Consider the following 18443-nt stretch of genomic DNA (forward strand, 5'->3'; position numbering starts at 1 on the left):
CACAGGAGAGGCCCCGGCCGTCGCGCGGCACGGGCCGCGCGGCGGCCCGTACTCTCCTCAGCGCCGCCGGTGCGTTTTGTGTCACACCCCACGCCGCAACGAGTTGGTTGCATGTTGTACGGACATGGACGCGCCCCGGTTTCAAGCCGTAACGTGCATTTCGCGCCGGATGCGGGGCAGGACCGCAACCATCGACCGAGAGACCACGACGGAGATGACCCGGCCCGCGGGAGCGGCGTCGGCTGGGCGCAATAAGGGGCGCGGTGCTGGGGGACGACGCGGAGCTGACCGCCGCGGTGCTTGCCGCACAGTACGGGGACGAGACCGCGTTCCGTACTGTGTACCGAGCCGTGCATCCACGGCTCCTGGGGTACGTGCGCACGCTGGTCGGCGACCCGGACGCCGAGGACGTGACGTCCGAGGCCTGGCTCCAGATCGCCCGCGACCTCGAACGGTTCAGCGGCGACGCCGACCGGTTCCGCGGCTGGGCCGCCCGGATAGCCCGCAACCGCGCACTCGACCACATACGCATGCGCGGGCGGCGCCCCGCGATAGGCGGCGACGAGAGCGAACTGACCGGCAGGGCGGCCGAGTCCGACACCGCGGGTGAGGCCATCGAAGCGCTCGCCACGGGCCGCACCCTCTCCCTCATCGCCCAGCTCCCGCAGGACCAGGCGGAGGCCGTCGTACTGCGTGTCGTCGTCGGCCTCGACGCCAAGACCGCCGCGGACACCCTGGGCAAACGGCCCGGCGCCGTCCGCACGGCGGCGCACCGCGGACTCAAACGCCTCGCGGAACTGCTCGGCACGGACCCGGAGGCGGCTGCTCCGGAATCCGTGGGCTCCCTGGCCTCGGTACCCCAGCAGAGACCCCCGCACACGGAGCCGCGTACCCGTGCGGTCACGTCGGCCGGTGTGACGCATACGCCTTCGCGTACGCAGAAGGACATGTGATGGCCGACGAGCGCTCTGTCTTCCCGGGGGACGATCCCACGCCCCCCGGCCGGTGGCTGGACCGCGACGCGGCGGAACGGCTGCTGCGCGGAGAACCGCTCGAAGCCGTCGACGCCGACATCCGCGCCCAGGCCGACCGTCTCGCCGAGGCACTCGACGAACTGCGCACGTCCGCCGCCGGGTTCGCACCGACCGGTGCCACCGGAGTTGCTGGAGCCGCCGGAGCTGCAAGTGCCGCCGGTGCCGCCGGTGAACGTGGCGCCGAACTCCCGGGTGAGGAAGCCGCGTTGGCCGCCTTCCGCTCGGCGCGCTCCGGCCGGAGCGCGGAGACGGCCCTCGCCGGACCCTCCCGTAGGCGTTCCCCGGCGTCCTTCCCGTCGACGCCATCCGCCACCTCCGCCACCTCCGCCACCTCCTCCTCACCCTTCTCGCCTTCCTCGTCCCTGGGGGCCTCCCTGGACGCCGGCCTCGTCCGGCTGGGCCGTTTCACCCCGGACGACCGCGCCCGCTCCCCGTGGAGCCGCCCGGTGCGCTACGGCCTCGCCGCCGCGCTGGCCGCCGGGATGATCGGCGGGGTCGCCGTGGCCGCCACCGCCGGTGTCCTGGCCTTCGGCGGGGGCGGACCGGAACCGGGCGCCTCCGCGACGGCCGACGTCACGCAGGACCGCCCGCTGCGCACACCGTCCCCCGAGGCGACCCGGCGCGGCGACGACCCGCGGCCCGAGGGCAGCGCCGGCGCACCGACCGGCGGGGACTCCGCCCCGAGCGGCGAGGCACCCGGGGGTACGGGTACGGGCGCGCGGCCCGACTCCGACGACACCGGGCGCGAGAGCCGGCAGGGTCAGCGGTGGGCCAGGATCGCCTCGGCCTGCCGTGACATCCGCGACGGCAAGGACCTCGACGCCGGGCGCAGACGCACCCTGGAGGACGCGGCCCGGGGCGCCGAGCAGGTGCAGAAGTACTGCAGGGGCGTCCTGAGGACCTGGAACCACCGCGACTCCGACGACGACTGGAACGACCCCGGTTCCGGGTACTCCGATCCGGACAAGGGTGACGACGGCAAGGGTGACAACGGCTTCGGCGGCGGCAAGGGTGACGACCGCGGCGGCGACGACAACGGCTTCGGCGGCGGCCACGGTGACGGCAAGGGCGACGGCGGTGGCCCTGACGGTGACGACCGCGGCCACATGAACACGAGCACGAGCACGAACACGAACACGAACACGAGCACGTTCCGCAGTGACGAGGGCAAGGCGTCCCCGGCCCGGTCCGCGCGCGTGTGGCGTCCTGGTGTGACGTTTTCAGCCGCCCCGACGCAGTACTAAGCGAGCCGACTGGTCATCGGCTGGCGCACGAGCCGGGGTTCCCCCCGTACTCACGGCTCAGTGCACACAAGGCGCGGGCGGGACACGTTCCCCCGGTCCCGCCCGCGCCCGCACACCTTCTCCGCCGCCCGGCGCTCACCAGTAGACGACGACCTTGTCGCCGTCCCTCACCTGCGCGAACAGCGCGGCGATCTTTCCTTCGTCCCGTACGTTCACGCAGCCGTGCGAGCCGCCGTAGTAACCCGTCCCCGCGAAGTCCGCGGAGTAGTGGACCGCCTGGCCGCCGCTGAAGAACATCGCGTACGGCATGGGTGAGTCGTAGATCGTCGACACATGGTGGCGCGACTTGAAGTAGACGTCGAAGACACCTTCGCGGGTGGGCGTGTACTCCGTGCCGAAGCGCACCGCCATCGTCGAGACCGTCCGGCCGTCGATCATCCAGCGCAGGGTGCGGCTGGTCTTGCTGATGCACAGCACCCGGCCCGTCAGACAGCGCGGATCCGGTTGCGCGGCCGGCTGGCCGCCCGACGCGTACAGGTCCCACTTGCCCGGCTCGCGGGTCATCCCCAGCAGCCGCTGCCAGGTCGCCGAGTCCGTGGTGCCGGTCTTCGGCAGGCCGCGCTTGCCCTGGAAACCCTTGACCGCGTAGACCGTCGAGGCGTCGTACGTGCCCGTGGGCCCCTCGTAGAGCCACAGCACCTGGCGCAGCCGGGCCTGCAACTCCCGTACGTCCATGCCCCGGTCGCCCGGTGACCACAGGACCTTGGGCGCGGGCTGCCCGGCGGAACTCGGCGGCTTGGCGTCACCGGGGGAGCGGCGGGCCGGTGACGGGGCGGCTGCGGACGACGACCCTCCGACGGACGGCGAACCGTCCGGTGACGTGCCCGGCGGGCCCGCCGGCTGGATCGTGCACCCGCTCACCACGGTGAGCGCCGCCAGCGCCGTCGCCGCCACACCTGATCTCCACACACCTGTTGTACGCATTTGAACCCCCCGCCGCTCATCGATCCGGTCATCGATGTGCCGTGGTGACATCCGAGCGGCCGTCTCGTCCCGCAGAACTCCATCCTGCGCTGTCATACCCGGATGCGACACTGCCTCTCATGCTTGGCGTAACCGATCTCCCCACCTACCTCGTGGGCCTCGTGCTGATTGTTCTGCTGCCGGGGCCGAACTCGCTCTATGTGCTGTCCGTCGCCGCGCGGCGGGGTGTCAGGACCGGCTATCAGGCCTCCGCCGGTGTCTGGTGCGGTGACGCCGTGCTGATGACGCTGTCCGCGGCCGGTGTCGCGTCCCTGCTGCAGGCCAACACCCTGCTGTTCGGGATCGTGAAGTACGCGGGCGCCGGGTATCTCACCTGGCTGGCGTTCGGGATGCTGCGGGCCGCGTGGCAGATGTGGCGGACCCGGCGGGAGCGGGGCGAGGCCGAGGAGACCGCCCCGCCGGCCGTCGAGGAGCGCCCCTTCCGGCGGGCGCTCGTCATCAGCCTGTTCAACCCCAAGGCGATTTTGTTCTTCGTCGCGTTCTTCGTTCAGTTCGTGGATCCGGGCTACGCGTATCCCGCCCTCTCCTTCGTCGTGCTCGGTGTCTTCGCCCAGGTCGCGAGTTTCCTCTACCTCAGCGCCCTGATATTCGGCGGGACGAAGCTGGCGGCGGCCTTCAAGCGGCGCAGGCGGCTCTCCGCGGGGGCCACCTCCGCCGCCGGTGCCCTCTTCCTGGGCTTCGCCGTGAAGCTGTCGCTCGCCAGCTCCGTCTGAGGGTCCCGGGAAGCAGTCCTGAGCAGCCCTAAGCGGTCCTGAGCGGTCCTAGAGGGCGCCGACCCGCGCCGCGTACTCCTTCAAGTTCCCCGTCGACCCGCCCGCCCAGCCCACGTAACCGTCGGGGCGGACCAGGAACACCCCGGTTCCGTACGCCTCGTACGCGGGGAAGCGGACCGTCGGGATGCCCGGGAGGTCCGGCATCCCGGGGTCCGTGCTGCCGACCGTGAGCAGTGTCCAGTGCGGGCCCCGGAAGGCGTCGAAGAGGCGGATCCCGGCGCGGGTGCCGTCCGGTGCGCGGTCACCCGCGCGCAGGGCCTCCTCGGGCAGGTCCGTACGCGTCTCCACCGCCAGCGCCGAGCCGCGGTAGCCGAGGCCGAGCTGCTGGGTGGCCGCGCCGCGCCGGACCTCGCCGCGGTGGACGCCCGTGGACAGGCCCAGCATCTGCGCGGCGACGGGCATCCGCTCCTCCTCGTACGAGTCGAGGAGGGCGGCCGGGGCGGACCCCCGCAGTACGGCCGCGAGCTTCCAGGCCAGGTTGTAGGCGTCCTGGACGCTGGTGTTGAGGCCCTGGCCGCCCGCGGGCGAGTGGACGTGGGCCGCGTCGCCCGCCAGGAAGACCCGCCGGTCCCGGAACCGGTCCGCCATCGCGGCACGCGGCCGGAACTCGGAGGCCCAGCGGACCTCGGTCACGTCGTCCGCGGACAGATGCGTGCGCGTGGCGACCAGCTTGCGGATGCCGTCGAGGGACAGGTCGGGCTCGGCGGACGGATCGGCGAAACCGGCCGCCAGCTGGAAGTCCTCGGTGTGGGGCAGGGGGCAGATCCCCAGGAAGCCGCCCTGGAGGCCGGGGCCGGCGTCGGTGGGCGGGAAGAAGTGCCAGTTGTCGCGGTCGAGCCCGGTGACGCGGATGTCCGCGACCAGCGCCGGAGCCGGGTCCACGGTCTCGCCGGTCATCCCGATGCCCAGCGCGCGCCGCACGGCCGACCGGCCGCCGTCCGCGGCGACGGCGTAACGGGCGCGCACCGGGGTTCCGGAGGCGAAGCTCGCCGTCACCCCGTCGGCGTCCTGGTCGAGGCCCACCAGCTCCCGGCCGAAGGTGACGCCGCCGCCCAGTTCCGTCAGGCGCGCGTACAGGATCTCCTGCGTCCTCCACTGCGGCACCATCAGCGCGAAGCCCGCGTACGGGTCGGCCTCCGTCGCCTCCACCTCGTCGAACATCCGGTGCTCGCCCTGCCGCTGCCCGTCCTTCCAGATCATCCCGACGGGGTACGTGCCGCCGCCCGCCCGGAGCGCGTCCAGCACGCCGAGGTCGTCGAAGACCTCCTGGGTGCGCGGCTGGATCCCCTTGCCCCGCGAGCCGGGGAAGAGGCCGGCGGACCGCTCCACGACGAGGGCGCGTACGCCGTGCCGGGCGAGGTCGAGCGCGAGGGCGAGTCCGGTGGGTCCGGCGCCCACGATCAGGACGTCGGTCTCGGCCGGTACGGCGGGGGTGTCCACGGCGGCCTGCGTGACGGAATCCACGGCGATCTCCTTAACGTCGTTAAGTTGCTTGCGTCGAGGATGCACTTAACGACGTTAAGCTGTCAAGGAGAGACCTCCGGATAGGGTGCGAGCGTGGCTGTAGGGAAGATCGACCGAGCGCTGGTGGCCGACACGGCCCTGCGTCTGCTGAACGAGGTCGGCCTCAACGGCCTCAGCCTCCGCGTCATCGCCAAGGAGCTGGACGTCAAGGCGCCCGCCCTCTACTGGCACTTCAAGGACAAGCAGGCCCTGCTGGACGAGATGGCGACGGAGATGTACCGGCGGATGATCGCCAGTACCTCGATCCCGCCGGGCACGGACTGGCGCGAGCGGCTTCTCGTGGCCAACCGCGGTCTGCGTACCGCGCTGCTCAGCTACCGCGACGGGGCCAAGGTCTTCAGCGGCTCACGCTTCACCGGCACCGAGCACGCCGCGCAGATGGAGGAGAACCTGCGCGCCTTCGTGGACGCCGGGTTCACCCTCCACCAGGGGGTACGCGCCTTCACCACCGCGTATCTCTACACGCTGGGCTTCGTCACCGAGGAGCAGGGCGTGTATCCCCTGCCGGGGGAGCGCCGCGAGGGCTACGACGTGGACGCGCGCGCCGAGATGCTCGCCGACCATCCCCTGACGGCGGCAGCGGGCTCGGTGATCTTCGAGGGGTACGACGAGGGGTTCGAGGAAGGTCTCATGCTGCTGCTGGCCGGGATCGAGACACACTTCGGAGCCGGCTGAACCGCCTGGCTCGACCGGCTCCGAAGCGTACGGCGCGTGCGGCGCGTTGAGCGTGTTCAGCCCGTTCGGCGCGGCTTCGACAGGGCCGAGCGCAGCCGCGGGGTCAGCCGGTCCTCGACGAGCCGGTTCAGCAGCCAGGCCAGGGTCAGCATCGTCGCGACCGTCAGCAGTGCCGTCGCGTACGACGGAAGGCCCAGGTTCTGGTGGTAGGCCTTGATGGCGACCCAGCCCAGGTGCTCGTGGACCAGGTAGAAGGGGTACGTCAGCGCCCCGGCCACCGTCAGCCACGGCCAGTTCGCCCGGTTCAGCCAGCCCAGCGCGACCGCGGCGACCGCCACGAAGCCCAGGGTGACGACGAGGATGATCCCGGTCGAGCTGCGGTCGGAGAAGAACCGCGGGTCGGGCGCGTGCCACAGCCGCGCCACCGCGTAGTGCTGGCCGATCAGCCAGCTGACGAGCACGATGCCCCAGGCGTACGCGTCGCGCCGGTCGCGGTGCACGAGGTAGAGGCCGATGCCGCCGATGAAGAACGGCGCGTACTCGGGCATCAGGATCAGGTCGAGCAGCGGCTCGTGCGCCGCCTGGGCGATCGCCGCGGCCAGGGTCCAGCTCGCGCAGAAGAGGATCACGCGCTGCCGGGTCGCCCCGGGCAGGACCACGCAGAGCGCGAACAGGGCGTAGAAACGGACCTCGGCCCAGAGCGTCCAGCAGACGCCGAGCACCCGGTCGGCGCCCAGGGGTTGCTGCATGAGCGTCAGGTTCAGCAGCGCGTCACTGGGCGAGACGGCGTGGTACGCGACCACCGGCAGCGCGAAGACGGCCGTGACGAGGACGATCGCCGCCCAGTACGCCGGCATCAGCCGGGAGACCCGCGAGGCGAAGAACGAGCGCAGGCTCCGTCCCCAGCCGCTCATGCAGATCACGAAGCCGCTGATCACGAAGAAGATCTGCACGCCGAGACAGCCGTACGCGAACCAGGTGTGCAGGGTGGGGAACTGGAGCTGCGGAGAGGTCCCCCAGGCCCCGCTCACCTCGCCGTCCCGGCCGCCGTAGTGGTACGCGGCGACCATCAGGGCGGCGATCAGCCGAAGCCCGTCCAGCGCGCGCAGCCGCGGGACGTGCTTCCTGGGAACTATCCGGGGTGGGACGGGAGCGCTGTCACCCGCCTCGGTGGTGGGACCCGTCCCGGGAGAGGAGTCCGCCCCCGGAGAGGACGTCGGGGCGGGCGACGAATCCACGGTGCTCATCCGAGAGTGGCCCTCTTCAGGGATCGGGCGCGCTTGGCCACACGACGGACCGTCGCGTTGCGCGGGATGAAGGCGAGCTGCGCCGGTACCGCGCCGGGCAGGCCCAGCGAGGTGAGGCGCCGCCGCTTGAAGTAACGCCAGGTGTGGTCGTTCAGACGCCGGGTCAGGTACTGCTCGGCGCCCGGCCGGGTGTCCGGGTAGATCTTGGGCTGCATGGCGAAGCCCACGGCCCGTACCAGCTCGGACAGTTCGGCGGCGGTCATGCCCTGGCGCTGTTCGGTCACCGCCGTGCGGTCCGTCAGTTCCGGGAGCAGGGCGTCCACGATCGTGACGGGGACGCGGTTGCTGTTCTCGTACGGGGTGAGGCGTTCGAGGAGGGGTTCGGTGCCGATGCGGGCGACCGGGAGGCCGTACAGCGCGGAGGCCGTGAGCAGTGCGGTGGAGAAGCAGCCCACGACCAGCGCGGGGCGCATCCGCTGGTAGAGCACCTCGGCGAGGACCGGGGTGTCGAGCACGGTGAGGTCGGCGCCGATCCGCGTCGCCTCCTTCTCCAGGGCGCGCGACCAGCGGGCCGGCGCGCTGGGGTGCGGCTTGAACACGATCCGCTCGTGCCCGAGTGCGACGGCGCCCTTGAGCATGCGTACGTGCAGGTCCTCCTCCTCCTCGGCGGTGAGGATGCCGAGCGCGGAGAGGTACTGGCCGAGCAGCAGGGCCGGTTCGTCGATGGCGGGCAACTCGTCGCCCGTCTTGACGAGTTCGGTCAGGACGTCGGTGAAGACCGCGGTCGGCACGATCTCCGGTCCGACACCGAACTCCGTGAGCAGCAGCGGAGTGAGGCCCGGCACCAGGTCGAGGTGGAGGAGCCGGTCGATCCGGGTGCCGACCAGCGGGTCGATCTTGTTGCGGGTCGGGCCGTAACTCATCAGGCCGTCGGCGTAGACGGTGACGGGGGCGCCCGTGAAGATCTGGGTGAGGCCGAGCGCCGGGTTCACCTGGATCGATTCGACGACCAGCTCGACGTCGTCGTCGCCGAGCCCCCAGGCGAGCCGCAGATGCCGCTCCCACAGCGGTACGTCGTCGAGCCGCGGGGCCCAGCCGCCCGGGTGGAACGGGGAGATGGTCTCGTTCCACGAGATCACGTCGTCGAACCGGCCGCGCAACTGCGTGAAGCCGGGCATCTCGTCGACGCCGGGTGTCGTCTCGGGGGTCGCCGCGTTGTTGGAGACCAGCAGGACACGCCGGTCCGCGGGGCGGAAGCAGCCGGCGTCCACGGCGGCGGCGAGTGTCGCCGTGCCGTACAGCGTCGACGCCATGAAGATCTGGGTCCTCACGCGGACACCCCCGCGGCGGCCGGCCGCCGGCGCAGCCGACGCAGTCGCGTCGCGCGCTGTATGTCCATGGAGTCGAGGGCGTCATCGAGGACGTCCTGCGGCATTCGCCGCAATGCGACGGCACTCATCGACTTCAGTTTTCGTGCCACGGGCGGCTCGAACCTTTCGATGGATCCCAGGTGATGGGAAATAATCGCACAGTAGGTCCGCACGGCCTTCGGCAGGAGTTTATCCGCGTCCCGGTCCTGTGCCGTTTCGCTTACCACCTGGTCGAACGCGCGAATGAAATCCAGCTGCCGTACGTCACCGATCTGCGTCAGTGAGGAAGCGACACCGCGCCGGTAGAACACCCCGAGCAGACCCACCGTGGCGAACGATTCCGCCTCCCGGTGCAGCTTCCAGATCCACGGCCGGTCCTCGGCCGTGCGCAGCCCGTCAGTGAAGTGCAGCAGGCCCCGGTCGGCCAGTCTGCGGTGGTAGATGCCGGCCCACGCGTACGCGTAGTCGACGGAGGTGGAGCGGTCGGCGGGCAGGATCGCCTCGCGCGGATCGAGGACGACACCGCGCCTGCCGTACGGCACGCGGTGGATGGTGCGGGCCCGCGCGGTGCACTGGACATGGTCCGTGCGCACGAAGTCGCAGCCCAACCCCTCGATGGAGGCGAGCAGTTGCTCGTAATAGCCGGGGGCGAGCCAGTCGTCCCCGTCGAGGAACGTGAGGTACTCGCCGCTCGCCGCGTCGATGCCGGTGTTGCGCGCGGTGGCCAGTCCTCCGTTCTGCTCGTGTCTGACATGCACCGCGCCCGGGAGCTCGCGCTCCGCGCGCGCGAGGATGTCCGGCGTCTCGTCGCGGGAGCAGTCGTCGACGAGAATGAACTCGAAGTCGTCGCGTGCGTTCGCACGCAGACTCTTCAGGGTGTCGGGCGCATATTGCTGCACGTTGTAGAACGGCACGATGACGGAGAGCTTGACCACCCACGTGACGTTAGGCGGCGGCCCGGCATTCGTCTTGACCGCCGGTGAGATGTCAGGTGAACGACACGTGGCGGAATGGTGAACCAGGACTTATTACGTGCCGATCCGGGCCCGCGTCGCCATTCGGCGGTGTGCTGTTAACCCTTTGTTGTATTCCGGTTGGGCCGGTGATCGGAATCGCTTCCTAGCGTCTTCGGTGTGCCAGCAAGTACCACGAAGTCCCTGCGAGTGGCCGTCCTCGCCGATTCCGACACCCGGTGGAAATGGGGCGCGCTCACCGCGAACCGTATCGCACCGGCCGATTCGGACATCAGGCTCGACGGCTACCTCCTGAGGGGCCGTGCCACCCCCACCGCCCGCCAACTCGAAGAGGTCGGCGTGCGCGCCGACTCCCTGCGGGAGGTCACCGCTGTCGAGTTCCTGCGGGAAATGGCCCGCGAGGAGGCCGCGTACGACGTCCTCGTGCTGTCCCTCGTCGGGGGCGGCGTCCAGGCGATGCTGCACGGGCTCTCCCACCAGTGGCGGGAGCGCGCGGCGACGGGCAGTACGAAGCGGCCCGTGGTCGTCACCGGCTATGTCGGCGTCGTCTACGAGAAGCTCGCCGACGGACTGCTCCTGCGGCACGGCGCGGACCTCGTCCTCGCCAACTCCCGCCAGGACGCGGACCGTTTCACCGCCGTGTACGAGGGAGTGGGCGCCGACGCCTCCTCGGTGACCGAGGTCGCCCTGCCCTTCCTCGGCGGCGACCCGTACGAGAAGCACGACCCGTACACGGTCGTCTTCGCCGCGCAGCCCTCCGTCCCGGAGAGCCGCAAGGACCGTACGTACCTGCTGAACCGGCTCGTCCAGCACGCCAGGCTGCACCCGGACCGCGAGGTCCTGCTGAAGCTGCGCTCCAAGCCGGGCGAGCACACCACACACATCGAGGAGCAGCCCTACCAGCGCCTCGCGGAGCGGATCCCCGGCGGCCCGCCCGCCAACCTCCGCCTCGTGTACGGGCACATGGGCGAGGTCCTCGACCGTACGGACCTGCTGGTCACCGTCAGTTCCACGGCGGCCCTCGAATCGCTGCACCGGCGGATCCCCACCGTGGTCCTCACCGACCTCGGGGTGCGCGAGTCGCTCGGCAACCACCACTTCGTGGGCTCCGGCTGCCTCGCCTCCTGGGACCAGCTGGACGACGGGCACATCCCGTCACCCGACGAACGGTGGGTCGCCCGGCAGGGCGTGGGCGCCGACGGCTCGTACGAGACGGCCTTCGACGCGGCCCGCGAGCGGATCGCCGCGCTGCTCGCCGGGGGCACGCTGCCCGACCTCGCCCCCTACTACACGCCCGTCACCGCGCCCGGCTACCTGCCCGGCATCCTCGCCCGCCACCACCTCGCGCCGGACGGCAGCCCGCTGCCCGGGGCGCCCGACGCCGAGCGGGAGCCGGGGGCCGTGCGGCAGATCGTGCGGCGCGCGGCGCGCGGCGCGTATCGGCACGGGGTGCAGCGGGTTGCGCCCGTCATCCGGCGGATGGGGGAGCTGTGACAGTCCGCTCCGCGGCGGGGGCTGCTTTGAACCTGCGGGTTCGTCGTGGCTGGTCGCGCAGTTCCCCGCGCCCCTTTCGGGGCGCCCTACGGCAGCCCCTCTACAAGGAGTACAGCCCATGACCAAGTCGGAAGCGGGACAGCTGAAGGCAGTGCCCCGTGTGCTCGCGGTGATTCCCGCCCGGGGCGGGTCCAAGGGGGTTCCCGCCAAGAACCTGCTGCCCGTCGGCGGTGTGCCGCTGGTCGCCCGCGCGGTGCGCGAGTGCCGTGCGGCCCGGCTGGTGACGGACGTCGTCGTCTCCACCGACGACCAGGCGATCGCCTCCGCCGCCCGTGAGGCGGGCGCCGAGGTCGTGCTGCGTCCCGCCGCCATCGCCGGTGACACCGCGACCTCCGAGGCGGCCGTCCTGCACGCCATGGACGCCCACGAGGCCCTGCACGGCTCCGCCGTGGACGCCGTACTCCTCGTGCAGTGCACCAGCCCCTTCATCATCCGCGAGGACATCGACGGAGTGGCCGGCGCGGTCGTGGAGAACGGCGCGGACACCGCGCTGACCGTGGCGCCCTTCCACGGGTTCATCTGGCGGGACGCCGACGACGACCCGGCCGCGGTCGACACCGAGCTGACCCGGTCCGTCGGCGGCGGCACCACGGTCGCCAACACCACCGCCACGGACGGCGGTTACGGCGTCAACCACGACAAGTCGTTCCGGCCGCGCCGCCAGGACCGGCCCCAGGACCTCCTGGAGACCGGCGCCGCGTACTGCATGAACGCGGCCGGTCTGCGCGAGCACAAGCACCGCTTCTTCGGGCGGACCGAACTCGTGCGCACCGACCCCGCGCGGGTCCTGGAGATCGACGACCCGCACGACCTCGCCCGTGCCCGCGCCCTCGCGCCGCTCTTCGACGCGAACCGCCCCGGCACGCTCCCGACCGCCGCCGACATCGACGCGGTCGTCCTCGACTTCGACGGCACCCAGACCGACGACAGGGTGCTGATCGACTCCGACGGAAAGGAGTTCGTCTCCGTGCACCGCGGCGACGGACTCGGTATCGCGGCCCTCCGCAGGAGCGGCCTGTCGATGCTGATCCTTTCCACGGAACAGAACCCGGTCGTCGCCGCCCGCGCACGGAAGCTCAAGATCCCCGTGCTGCACGGCATCGACCGGAAAGACCTCGCACTGAAGCAGTGGTGCGAGGAACAGGGCATCGCGCCCGAGCGCGTGCTCTACGTCGGCAACGACGTCAACGACCTCCCGTGCTTCGCCCTCGTCGGCTGGCCCGTGGCGGTCGCGAGCGCCCACGACGTCGTACGCGGCGCCGCACGCGCGGTCACCACCGTCCCCGGTGGCGACGGCGCGATCCGAGAGATCGCCAGCTGGATCCTCGGCCCCTCTCTCGACTCCCTCGACAAGTAAGGAACGTCTCCACCATGAGCTCCAACTCCCGTCTGCGCACCTTCGGTTCCAAGACCGCGGGCCCCGGCCACCCCGTCTACGTCGTCGGCGAGATCGGCATCAACCACAACGGCGACCTGGAGAACGCGTTCAAGCTGATCGACGCCGCCGCCGAAGCCGGCTGCGACGCCGTGAAGTTCCAGAAGCGCACCCCGGAGATCTGCACCCCGCGCGACCAGTGGGACATCGAGCGCGACACCCCCTGGGGCCGGATGACCTACATCGACTACCGCCACCGCGTGGAGTTCGGCGAGGACGAGTACCGCCAGATCGACGAGTACTCCAAGTCGAAGAACATCGCCTGGTTCGCCTCCCCGTGGGACACCGAGGCCGTCGCCTTCCTGGAGAAGTTCGACGTCCCGGCCCACAAGGTCGCCTCCGCCTCCCTGACCGACGACGAGCTGCTGCGCTCGCTGCGCGCCACCGGCCGCACGGTCATCCTCTCCACCGGCATGTCGACGCCGAAGCAGATCCGCCACGCGGTCGAGGTCCTCGGCAGCGACAACATCCTGATGTGCCACGCCACGTCGACCTACCCGGCGCAGGCCGAGGAGCTCAACCTCCGCGTCATCAACACCCTCCAGGCCGAGTACCCGAACGTCCCGATCGGCTACTCCGGTCACGAGACGGGCCTGCAGACCACCCTCGCCGCGGTCGCCCTCGGCGCCACCTTCGTCGAGCGCCACATCACCCTCGACCGCGCGATGTGGGGCTCCGACCAGGCCGCCTCCGTCGAGCCGCAGGGCCTGACCCGCCTGGTGCGCGACATCCGCACCATCGAGGCCTCCCTCGGTGACGGCGTCAAGAAGGTCTACGAGTCCGAGCTGGGCCCGATGAAGAAGCTGCGCCGCGTCTCGGGCGTCGTCGCCGAGGCGGAGATCGCCGCGGCGGCGGGCGAGCCGGTCGCGGTCTGAGCCACCGACCCCGCACCCCGGCACCACCCCTGCCCCTTCGTCACTCCCACCCCTTCCGATTCCAGGGAAGCGACGGTCGTACGTCGATGAGTCCCCGCGCCGGGTCCACCGGCCCCCAGTCACCCGCCACGCTGGCTTTCGTGGAAAGCCCGGTGCAGCTCCTGAACGTCCTGGAGTGGGCGCACGCGCACGCGCTGAAGGCGGCTGCCCTCAGGAGCACCGGCGAGACCTCCGGACCCCCGGGTCCGGAACTGGGAGCCGGCCGGCCCGGCGGAACCGGCAGGTTCGGCCGCTCCGGCAGGCCCGGCGGTTCGGGCAGGCCCGGCGGGCCCGGCAGGACTGAGGACGCCAGGCCGGGAGAGGCCGGTACCGGCCTCACGCTCGTCGTCCTGTCACCCACCGACCCGATGACCCGCGGGCAGCTCAGGCGGATGGCGGAGCTGGCCAGGGACGAGGGGTACGACGTGCGCTGGGAGGAGGCGCGGGGCGGCACGACCGCGCCCTTCCACACGGTCGGCGGACTCGCGCCGCTGCTGCGGCGCGCACGGCGCATCGTGATGGGCGACCCCTTCTCGCGGTACGTGCAGCTGCTGCTGACCATCACCCGTGCCCGCGACCTCGTCGTCGTGGACGACGGGACCGCGACCATGGAGTTCGTCTCCCAGCTGGCGCGCGGTGAACGGCTGGTGCGCTGGCACCGGCGCGGCGGGCGCCCCGGGGCCCGGGACCTGGTCTTCGCACCGGTCTCGGCCCGGGCCCGCCGCCGGCTCACCCCCGGCGCCGGACGCCGGGTGGAGATCTTCTCCTCCATGCCGATCGACGAGACGCCCGAGGGCGTCGACGTCTCGGCCAACGACTTCGCGTGGACCCGGGCCCGCTTCGGCCCGCCCCGCATCACCAAGGGCGCCGACCTGGTCGGCACGTCCCTCGTGGAGACCGGGGTCGTCGACCCCGACCGCTACGTCGAAGCGGTGAAGGGGCTGGCCGGCACCTACGGGGCCACCCGCTACTTCGCCCACCGCAGGGAGAGCCCCGAGAAACTTCACCGCCTCGCCGTCGAGACGGGCCTGGAGATCGTCCGCCCGGACCTTCCGCTGGAACTGATCGCCCGCCGGGGCCCCATCGGCCGCATGATCCTCAGCTTCCCCTCCACCGTGGTCCACACCCTGCCGCTCGCGCTGGCAGGCACGGACGTCAAGGTCGCCGTCTTCGACATCGACCCGGCCTGGCTCACGGAGAACGCCTCCCCCCGGGCCCAGGGCTTCCTCTCGGGCGTCACGGACACGGCCCGCGACGCCCACCGCCTGTCGACGATCACGGCCACCTGAGGGCAGGGTCGGCCGGGCCCTGCCGTGGCGCTGTCCGGCGGGGTGTCCGGCAGTTGAACGGAACCGATCACGCGCCCGTATGCGTGGTATGCGTAGAGAGCCTGTTTCCGGGGACCCGGGAATGGGCGTCGCCGCTCGGAGGTTTTCCCACAAGGAAGGCCGGATCCGGTATCCGCCTGGGCAGGCGTGGGAGCCGCTGGTCCGAAAAGCCGGGCGAGTGTACCCAAGCCGGTCCATCTGTATGCGCCGCGCGGCTAGATTTCCTGTCCCGAACGCGTTGAAGTTTTGTTGATCGCAGGGCAGTCGGTCGTCGCGTCGCCCTACCCTTCAGAGGGTGAACCAACTGATGTCGCAAGAGTCCGAGGCCGATTCGTCCGGGGAAGCTTCGATCGGGGAAGAGCTGTCCGAAGGGGCAGCGCTTCCCGGCGTGCTGTCACAGGCGCTGCGCGCCGAACTCGTCGCGTTCCGACGCGACTTGCACATGCACCCCGAGCTGGGCAACCAGGAGTTCCGCACCACCGCCGCGATCAAGGAACGGCTGGAACGGGCCGGTCTGCGGCCCCGCGTGCTCAACACCGGAACCGGGCTCATCTGTGACATCGGCGTACCGGATCCCGCGCTGCCGATGCTCGCCCTGCGCGCCGACATCGACGGCCTGCCCATCCCGGACATGAAGAGCGGCTGCGCCTACCGCTCGACCGTGCCCGACCGCGCCCACGCCTGCGGACACGACGTGCACACGACCGTCGTACTCGGCGCCGCGCTCGTCCTCGCCGACCTGCACGACCGGGGCCTGCTCGACCGGGCCGTACGCCTGATCTTCCAGCCCGCCGAGGAAGTCCTGCCCGGCGGCGCCCCCGACGTCATCAAGAACGGCGGCCTCGACGGCGTCGGCCGCATCGTCGCCGTCCACTGCGACCCGCGCGTCGACGCCGGACGCATCGGCCTGCGGTACGGGCCCATCACCTCCGCCTGCGACCGGGTCGAGGTCGCCCTGGACGGACCCGGCGGCCACACCGCCCGGCCGCACCTCACCACCGACCTCGTCACCGCCGCCGCCCGGGTCGCCGTCGACGTGCCGGCCGTCGTCGCCCGGCGGGTCGACGCCCGCTCCGGACTCTCCCTGACCTGGGGACGCATCGAGTCGGGGCACGCCTGCAACGTCATCCCGCAGCACGCCGAACTCTCCGGGACCGTACGGTGCCTGGACCTCGCCGCCTGGCACGCCGCCCCCGATCTGGTGCACGCCGCGATCGACGAGGTCGCCACGCTCCACCGGGCCAAGTCCGAGATCAGTTACGTACGCGGGGTGCCGCCGGTCGTCAACGAGCCGGGCGCCACCGATCTGCTGCGCGCGGCGATGACCGCCCGGCTCGGGGCGAACGCCGTGGAGGACACCGAACAGAGCCTCGGCGGGGAGGACTTCTCCTGGTACCTGGAGCACGTGCCCGGCGCCATGGCCCGGCTCGGGGTGCGTACGCCGGGCGAGCGCACCGTACGGGACCTGCACCAGGGGGACTTCGACGCCGACGAGTCGGCCATCACGGTGGGCGTCGAACTGTTCACCGCCGCCGCCCTGCTGCAGGCGCGCGGCTGAGGGGACGGCGCCGAACAGCCGGTGATCCACGGACGAAGGGGTGCCCCGTTCGGCACCCCTTCGTCCCCTTGTGTCACTCGTACGTAACCGGCGGCGGGCGTTCGTAACCGGCCGTCGGCACGAATCGATAACGGCAGTGATGAACCCCGTTCCCCTCCCCTTCTACGCGCGTTACTGTGCGCCGCAGTCAGCGTCGGCAACGGCGCCGTTGGGGAATGTAAGGGGTGCTCTCTCATGCGTCGGATTTCTCGGAGAACCAGGCTTTCTCAAGCCGCTGTCGCCGTCGCGGTCGTCGTCGTCGCGGCCGCCGGCTGCGGCGAGACCAGCAACGAGTCGTCGGGCGGCGACACCGAGTCCGGCTCAGGCTCCGGCTACAAGGGCAAGGGCATCGGACTCGCCTACGACATCGGCGGACGCGGAGACCAGTCCTTCAACGACGCCGCCTACAGCGGGTTCGAGAAGGCCCGCAAGGAATTCAAGATCGGCGGCAACGACATCGAGCCGAGCGACGGCGAGTCCGACGCCGACAAGGTGCAGCGGCTGACCCAGATGGCCAAGGCCGGCTACAACCCCATCGTCGGCGTCGGCTACATCTACGCCCCGGCCGTCAAGGAGGTCGCCGCCAAGTACCCGAAGATCACCTTCGCCGTCATCGACGACGCCCAGGTGCAGGCGAAGAACGTCGCCGACATGGTGTTCGCCGAGGAGCAGGCCTCCTACCTCGCCGGTGTCGCCGCCGCCAAGGCCACGAAGAAGGACCACGTGGGCTTCATCGGCGGGGTGGACATCCCGCTCATCCACAAGTTTGAGGACGGCTTCGTCCAGGGGGTCAAGTCGGTCGACCCGAAGATCGAGATCGAGAGCCGGTACCTCACCGAGAAGCCCGAGGACGGCGGGTTCTCCAACCCGAGCATGGGCAAGGAGGCCGCCAGCGGGCAGGTCGAGGCCGGCGCCGACGTGATCTACCACGCGGCCGGACTGTCCGGCCAGGGCGTCATCCAGGAAGCCGCCGCGCAGAAGGTCTGGGCGATCGGGGTGGACTCGGACCAGTACAAGCAGAAGGCGCTCGCCGCGTCCAAGGACTGGATCCTCGGCTCCGCGCTCAAGGATGTGGGCGGCGCGGTGTACGAGGTCACCAAGTCCGTCGTGGACGGCAAGCCGCTGTCCGGTGAGCACCGGGGTGACCTGAAGTCGGGCGGGGTGGGCTTCGCCGACTCCAACCCGAAGTACAAGGAGATGACGGACGTCGTGGAGGCGGTGAACAAGGCGAAGGAGGACATCGTCAGCGGCACGGTGACGGTCAAGACCGACTGACCGCGCTCGCTTGCGGGCGCGGTCTCGGCTGCGGGCCGGTGGGGGTGACCGGCGCAGTTCCCCGCGCCCCTGGTGTGGTGACGGTGGTGCTGTCGGCTGACGGCCGGTGGGGGCGGGCCGCGCCGTTCCCCGCGCCCCTGGTGTGGTGACGGTGGTGCTGTCGGCCGACGGCCGGTGGGGGTGACCCGCGCCGTTCCCCGCGCCCCTGAGGGGCGGGGCTGCGCCCCTGCCCGTGCCCTGGCCACGGTGCCCCTTCAGGGGCGTCGGGGCGCGGAGGCGCGGAAAACGACGTCCCCGAGCCACCCCGCCACCTCTAGGTCGTTTCTGATGGCTCTTGTTGGGTGGGGTGGACCAAGCTTCTGACCGGGCAGGTGCGGAGCATGGTGCGGCGGCATGAACTGAGTGATGCGCAGTGGCGGAGGATCGAGCCGTTGCTGCCGGTCAACGGTCGTCCT

General features: G+C 71.2%; 15 protein-coding genes. 10 read left to right on the plus strand and 5 right to left on the minus strand.

Features of this window, described 5'->3' with window-relative positions; all coding sequences use genetic code 11:
• Positions 1-263: 263 nt before the first annotated feature.
• Positions 264-953: an RNA polymerase sigma factor gene (locus tag C6Y14_RS08005; protein WP_107015780.1), complete on the plus strand. Its 690-nt coding sequence runs from the start codon at positions 264-266 to the stop codon at positions 951-953.
• Positions 953-2278 (plus strand): hypothetical protein, encoded by a 1326-nt coding sequence (locus tag C6Y14_RS43985; RefSeq protein ID WP_159074191.1) that lies wholly within the window; start codon positions 953-955, stop codon positions 2276-2278. Before C6Y14_RS08005 ends, C6Y14_RS43985 begins: the two co-directional genes overlap by 1 nt.
• A gap of 135 nt (positions 2279-2413) precedes the next feature.
• Here C6Y14_RS43985 and C6Y14_RS08020 read toward each other — a convergent pair whose 3' ends face one another.
• Positions 2414-3262 (minus strand): L,D-transpeptidase family protein, encoded by an 849-nt coding sequence (locus C6Y14_RS08020; protein WP_107015781.1) that lies wholly within the window; start codon positions 3260-3262, stop codon positions 2414-2416.
• 119 nt (positions 3263-3381) lie between these two features.
• On the opposite strand from C6Y14_RS08020, the gene leuE reads away from it, so the two are divergent.
• Positions 3382-4035: a leucine efflux protein LeuE gene (gene leuE / locus C6Y14_RS08025; RefSeq protein ID WP_107015782.1), complete on the plus strand. Its 654-nt coding sequence runs from the start codon at positions 3382-3384 to the stop codon at positions 4033-4035.
• Positions 4036-4083: 48 nt separating this feature from the next.
• Here the strand turns inward: leuE and C6Y14_RS08030 are convergent, their stop codons facing one another.
• Positions 4084-5559 (minus strand): FAD-dependent oxidoreductase, encoded by a 1476-nt coding sequence (locus tag C6Y14_RS08030; RefSeq protein ID WP_107015783.1) that lies wholly within the window; start codon positions 5557-5559, stop codon positions 4084-4086.
• A gap of 93 nt (positions 5560-5652) precedes the next feature.
• On the opposite strand from C6Y14_RS08030, the gene C6Y14_RS08035 reads away from it, so the two are divergent.
• Positions 5653-6294, plus strand: coding sequence for a TetR/AcrR family transcriptional regulator (locus tag C6Y14_RS08035; RefSeq protein WP_107015784.1), 642 nt, complete (start codon positions 5653-5655; stop codon positions 6292-6294).
• Between the two features lie 56 nt (positions 6295-6350).
• Here the strand turns inward: C6Y14_RS08035 and C6Y14_RS08040 are convergent, their stop codons facing one another.
• Genes C6Y14_RS08040 through C6Y14_RS08050 form a run of 3 tightly spaced genes read right to left on the minus strand, consistent with a single transcriptional unit; the run spans position 6351 to position 9846 of the window.
• Positions 6351-7541 (minus strand): acyltransferase family protein, encoded by a 1191-nt coding sequence (locus tag C6Y14_RS08040; protein WP_107015785.1) that lies wholly within the window; start codon positions 7539-7541, stop codon positions 6351-6353.
• Positions 7538-8872 carry an alpha-2,8-polysialyltransferase family protein gene (locus C6Y14_RS08045; RefSeq protein WP_107015786.1) on the minus strand — a complete coding sequence of 445 codons (1335 nt, stop codon included), beginning with the start codon at positions 8870-8872 and terminating at the stop codon, positions 7538-7540. The genes C6Y14_RS08040 and C6Y14_RS08045 overlap by 4 nt, the downstream gene beginning before the upstream one ends.
• Entirely contained in the window at positions 8869-9846 is a 978-nt protein-coding gene (locus C6Y14_RS08050; protein ID WP_107015787.1) for a glycosyltransferase family 2 protein, read from the minus strand. Before C6Y14_RS08050 ends, C6Y14_RS08045 begins: the two co-directional genes overlap by 4 nt.
• Before the next feature lie 198 nt (positions 9847-10044).
• Between C6Y14_RS08050 and C6Y14_RS08055 the strand changes: the two genes are divergently transcribed.
• From C6Y14_RS08055 to C6Y14_RS08080, 6 genes are all read left to right on the plus strand, one after another.
• A complete protein-coding gene (locus C6Y14_RS08055) occupies positions 10045-11379 on the plus strand; it encodes a DUF6716 putative glycosyltransferase (protein ID WP_107015788.1) in 1335 nt (444 codons plus the stop codon).
• Between the two features lie 118 nt (positions 11380-11497).
• Positions 11498-12796, plus strand: coding sequence for an N-acylneuraminate cytidylyltransferase (locus C6Y14_RS08060; RefSeq protein WP_107015789.1), 1299 nt, complete (start codon positions 11498-11500; stop codon positions 12794-12796).
• Positions 12797-12810: 14 nt separating this feature from the next.
• Entirely contained in the window at positions 12811-13749 is a 939-nt protein-coding gene (locus C6Y14_RS08065; RefSeq protein ID WP_107015790.1) for an N-acetylneuraminate synthase family protein, read from the plus strand.
• 86 nt (positions 13750-13835) lie between these two features.
• Entirely contained in the window at positions 13836-15077 is a 1242-nt protein-coding gene (locus C6Y14_RS08070; RefSeq protein WP_107015791.1) for a hypothetical protein, read from the plus strand.
• A 346-nt stretch (positions 15078-15423) separates the two neighbouring features.
• Positions 15424-16674, plus strand: a complete 1251-nt coding sequence (locus tag C6Y14_RS08075) for an amidohydrolase (protein ID WP_107015792.1) — start codon at positions 15424-15426, stop codon at positions 16672-16674.
• Positions 16675-16908: 234 nt separating this feature from the next.
• Complete coding sequence (locus C6Y14_RS08080; protein ID WP_107015793.1) at positions 16909-17988, plus strand: BMP family lipoprotein; 1080 nt, start codon at positions 16909-16911, stop codon at positions 17986-17988.
• Positions 17989-18443: the final 455 nt, after the last annotated feature.

Origin of the sequence: Streptomyces dioscori, from assembly GCF_003024195.1 — a bacterium.
GTDB classification, from domain to species: domain Bacteria; phylum Actinomycetota; class Actinomycetes; order Streptomycetales; family Streptomycetaceae; genus Streptomyces; species Streptomyces dioscori.

What these genes read in the sequence shown, in the direction of transcription:
- C6Y14_RS43985 (WP_159074191.1), top strand. Translation starts at nt 953, where the DNA reads ATGGCCGACGAGCGCTCTGTCTTCCCGGGGGACGATCCCACGCCCCCC.
- C6Y14_RS08020 (WP_107015781.1), bottom strand. Translation starts at nt 3,262, where the DNA reads ATGCGTACAACAGGTGTGTGGAGATCAGGTGTGGCGGCGACGGCGCTG.
- leuE (WP_107015782.1), top strand. Translation starts at nt 3,382, where the DNA reads ATGCTTGGCGTAACCGATCTCCCCACCTACCTCGTGGGCCTCGTGCTG.
- C6Y14_RS08040 (WP_107015785.1), bottom strand. Translation starts at nt 7,541, where the DNA reads ATGAGCACCGTGGATTCGTCGCCCGCCCCGACGTCCTCTCCGGGGGCG.
- C6Y14_RS08060 (WP_107015789.1), top strand. Translation starts at nt 11,498, where the DNA reads ATGACCAAGTCGGAAGCGGGACAGCTGAAGGCAGTGCCCCGTGTGCTC.
- C6Y14_RS08065 (WP_107015790.1), top strand. Translation starts at nt 12,811, where the DNA reads ATGAGCTCCAACTCCCGTCTGCGCACCTTCGGTTCCAAGACCGCGGGC.
- C6Y14_RS08070 (WP_107015791.1), top strand. Translation starts at nt 13,836, where the DNA reads ATGAGTCCCCGCGCCGGGTCCACCGGCCCCCAGTCACCCGCCACGCTG.
- C6Y14_RS08075 (WP_107015792.1), top strand. Translation starts at nt 15,424, where the DNA reads ATGTCGCAAGAGTCCGAGGCCGATTCGTCCGGGGAAGCTTCGATCGGG.
- C6Y14_RS08080 (WP_107015793.1), top strand. Translation starts at nt 16,909, where the DNA reads ATGCGTCGGATTTCTCGGAGAACCAGGCTTTCTCAAGCCGCTGTCGCC.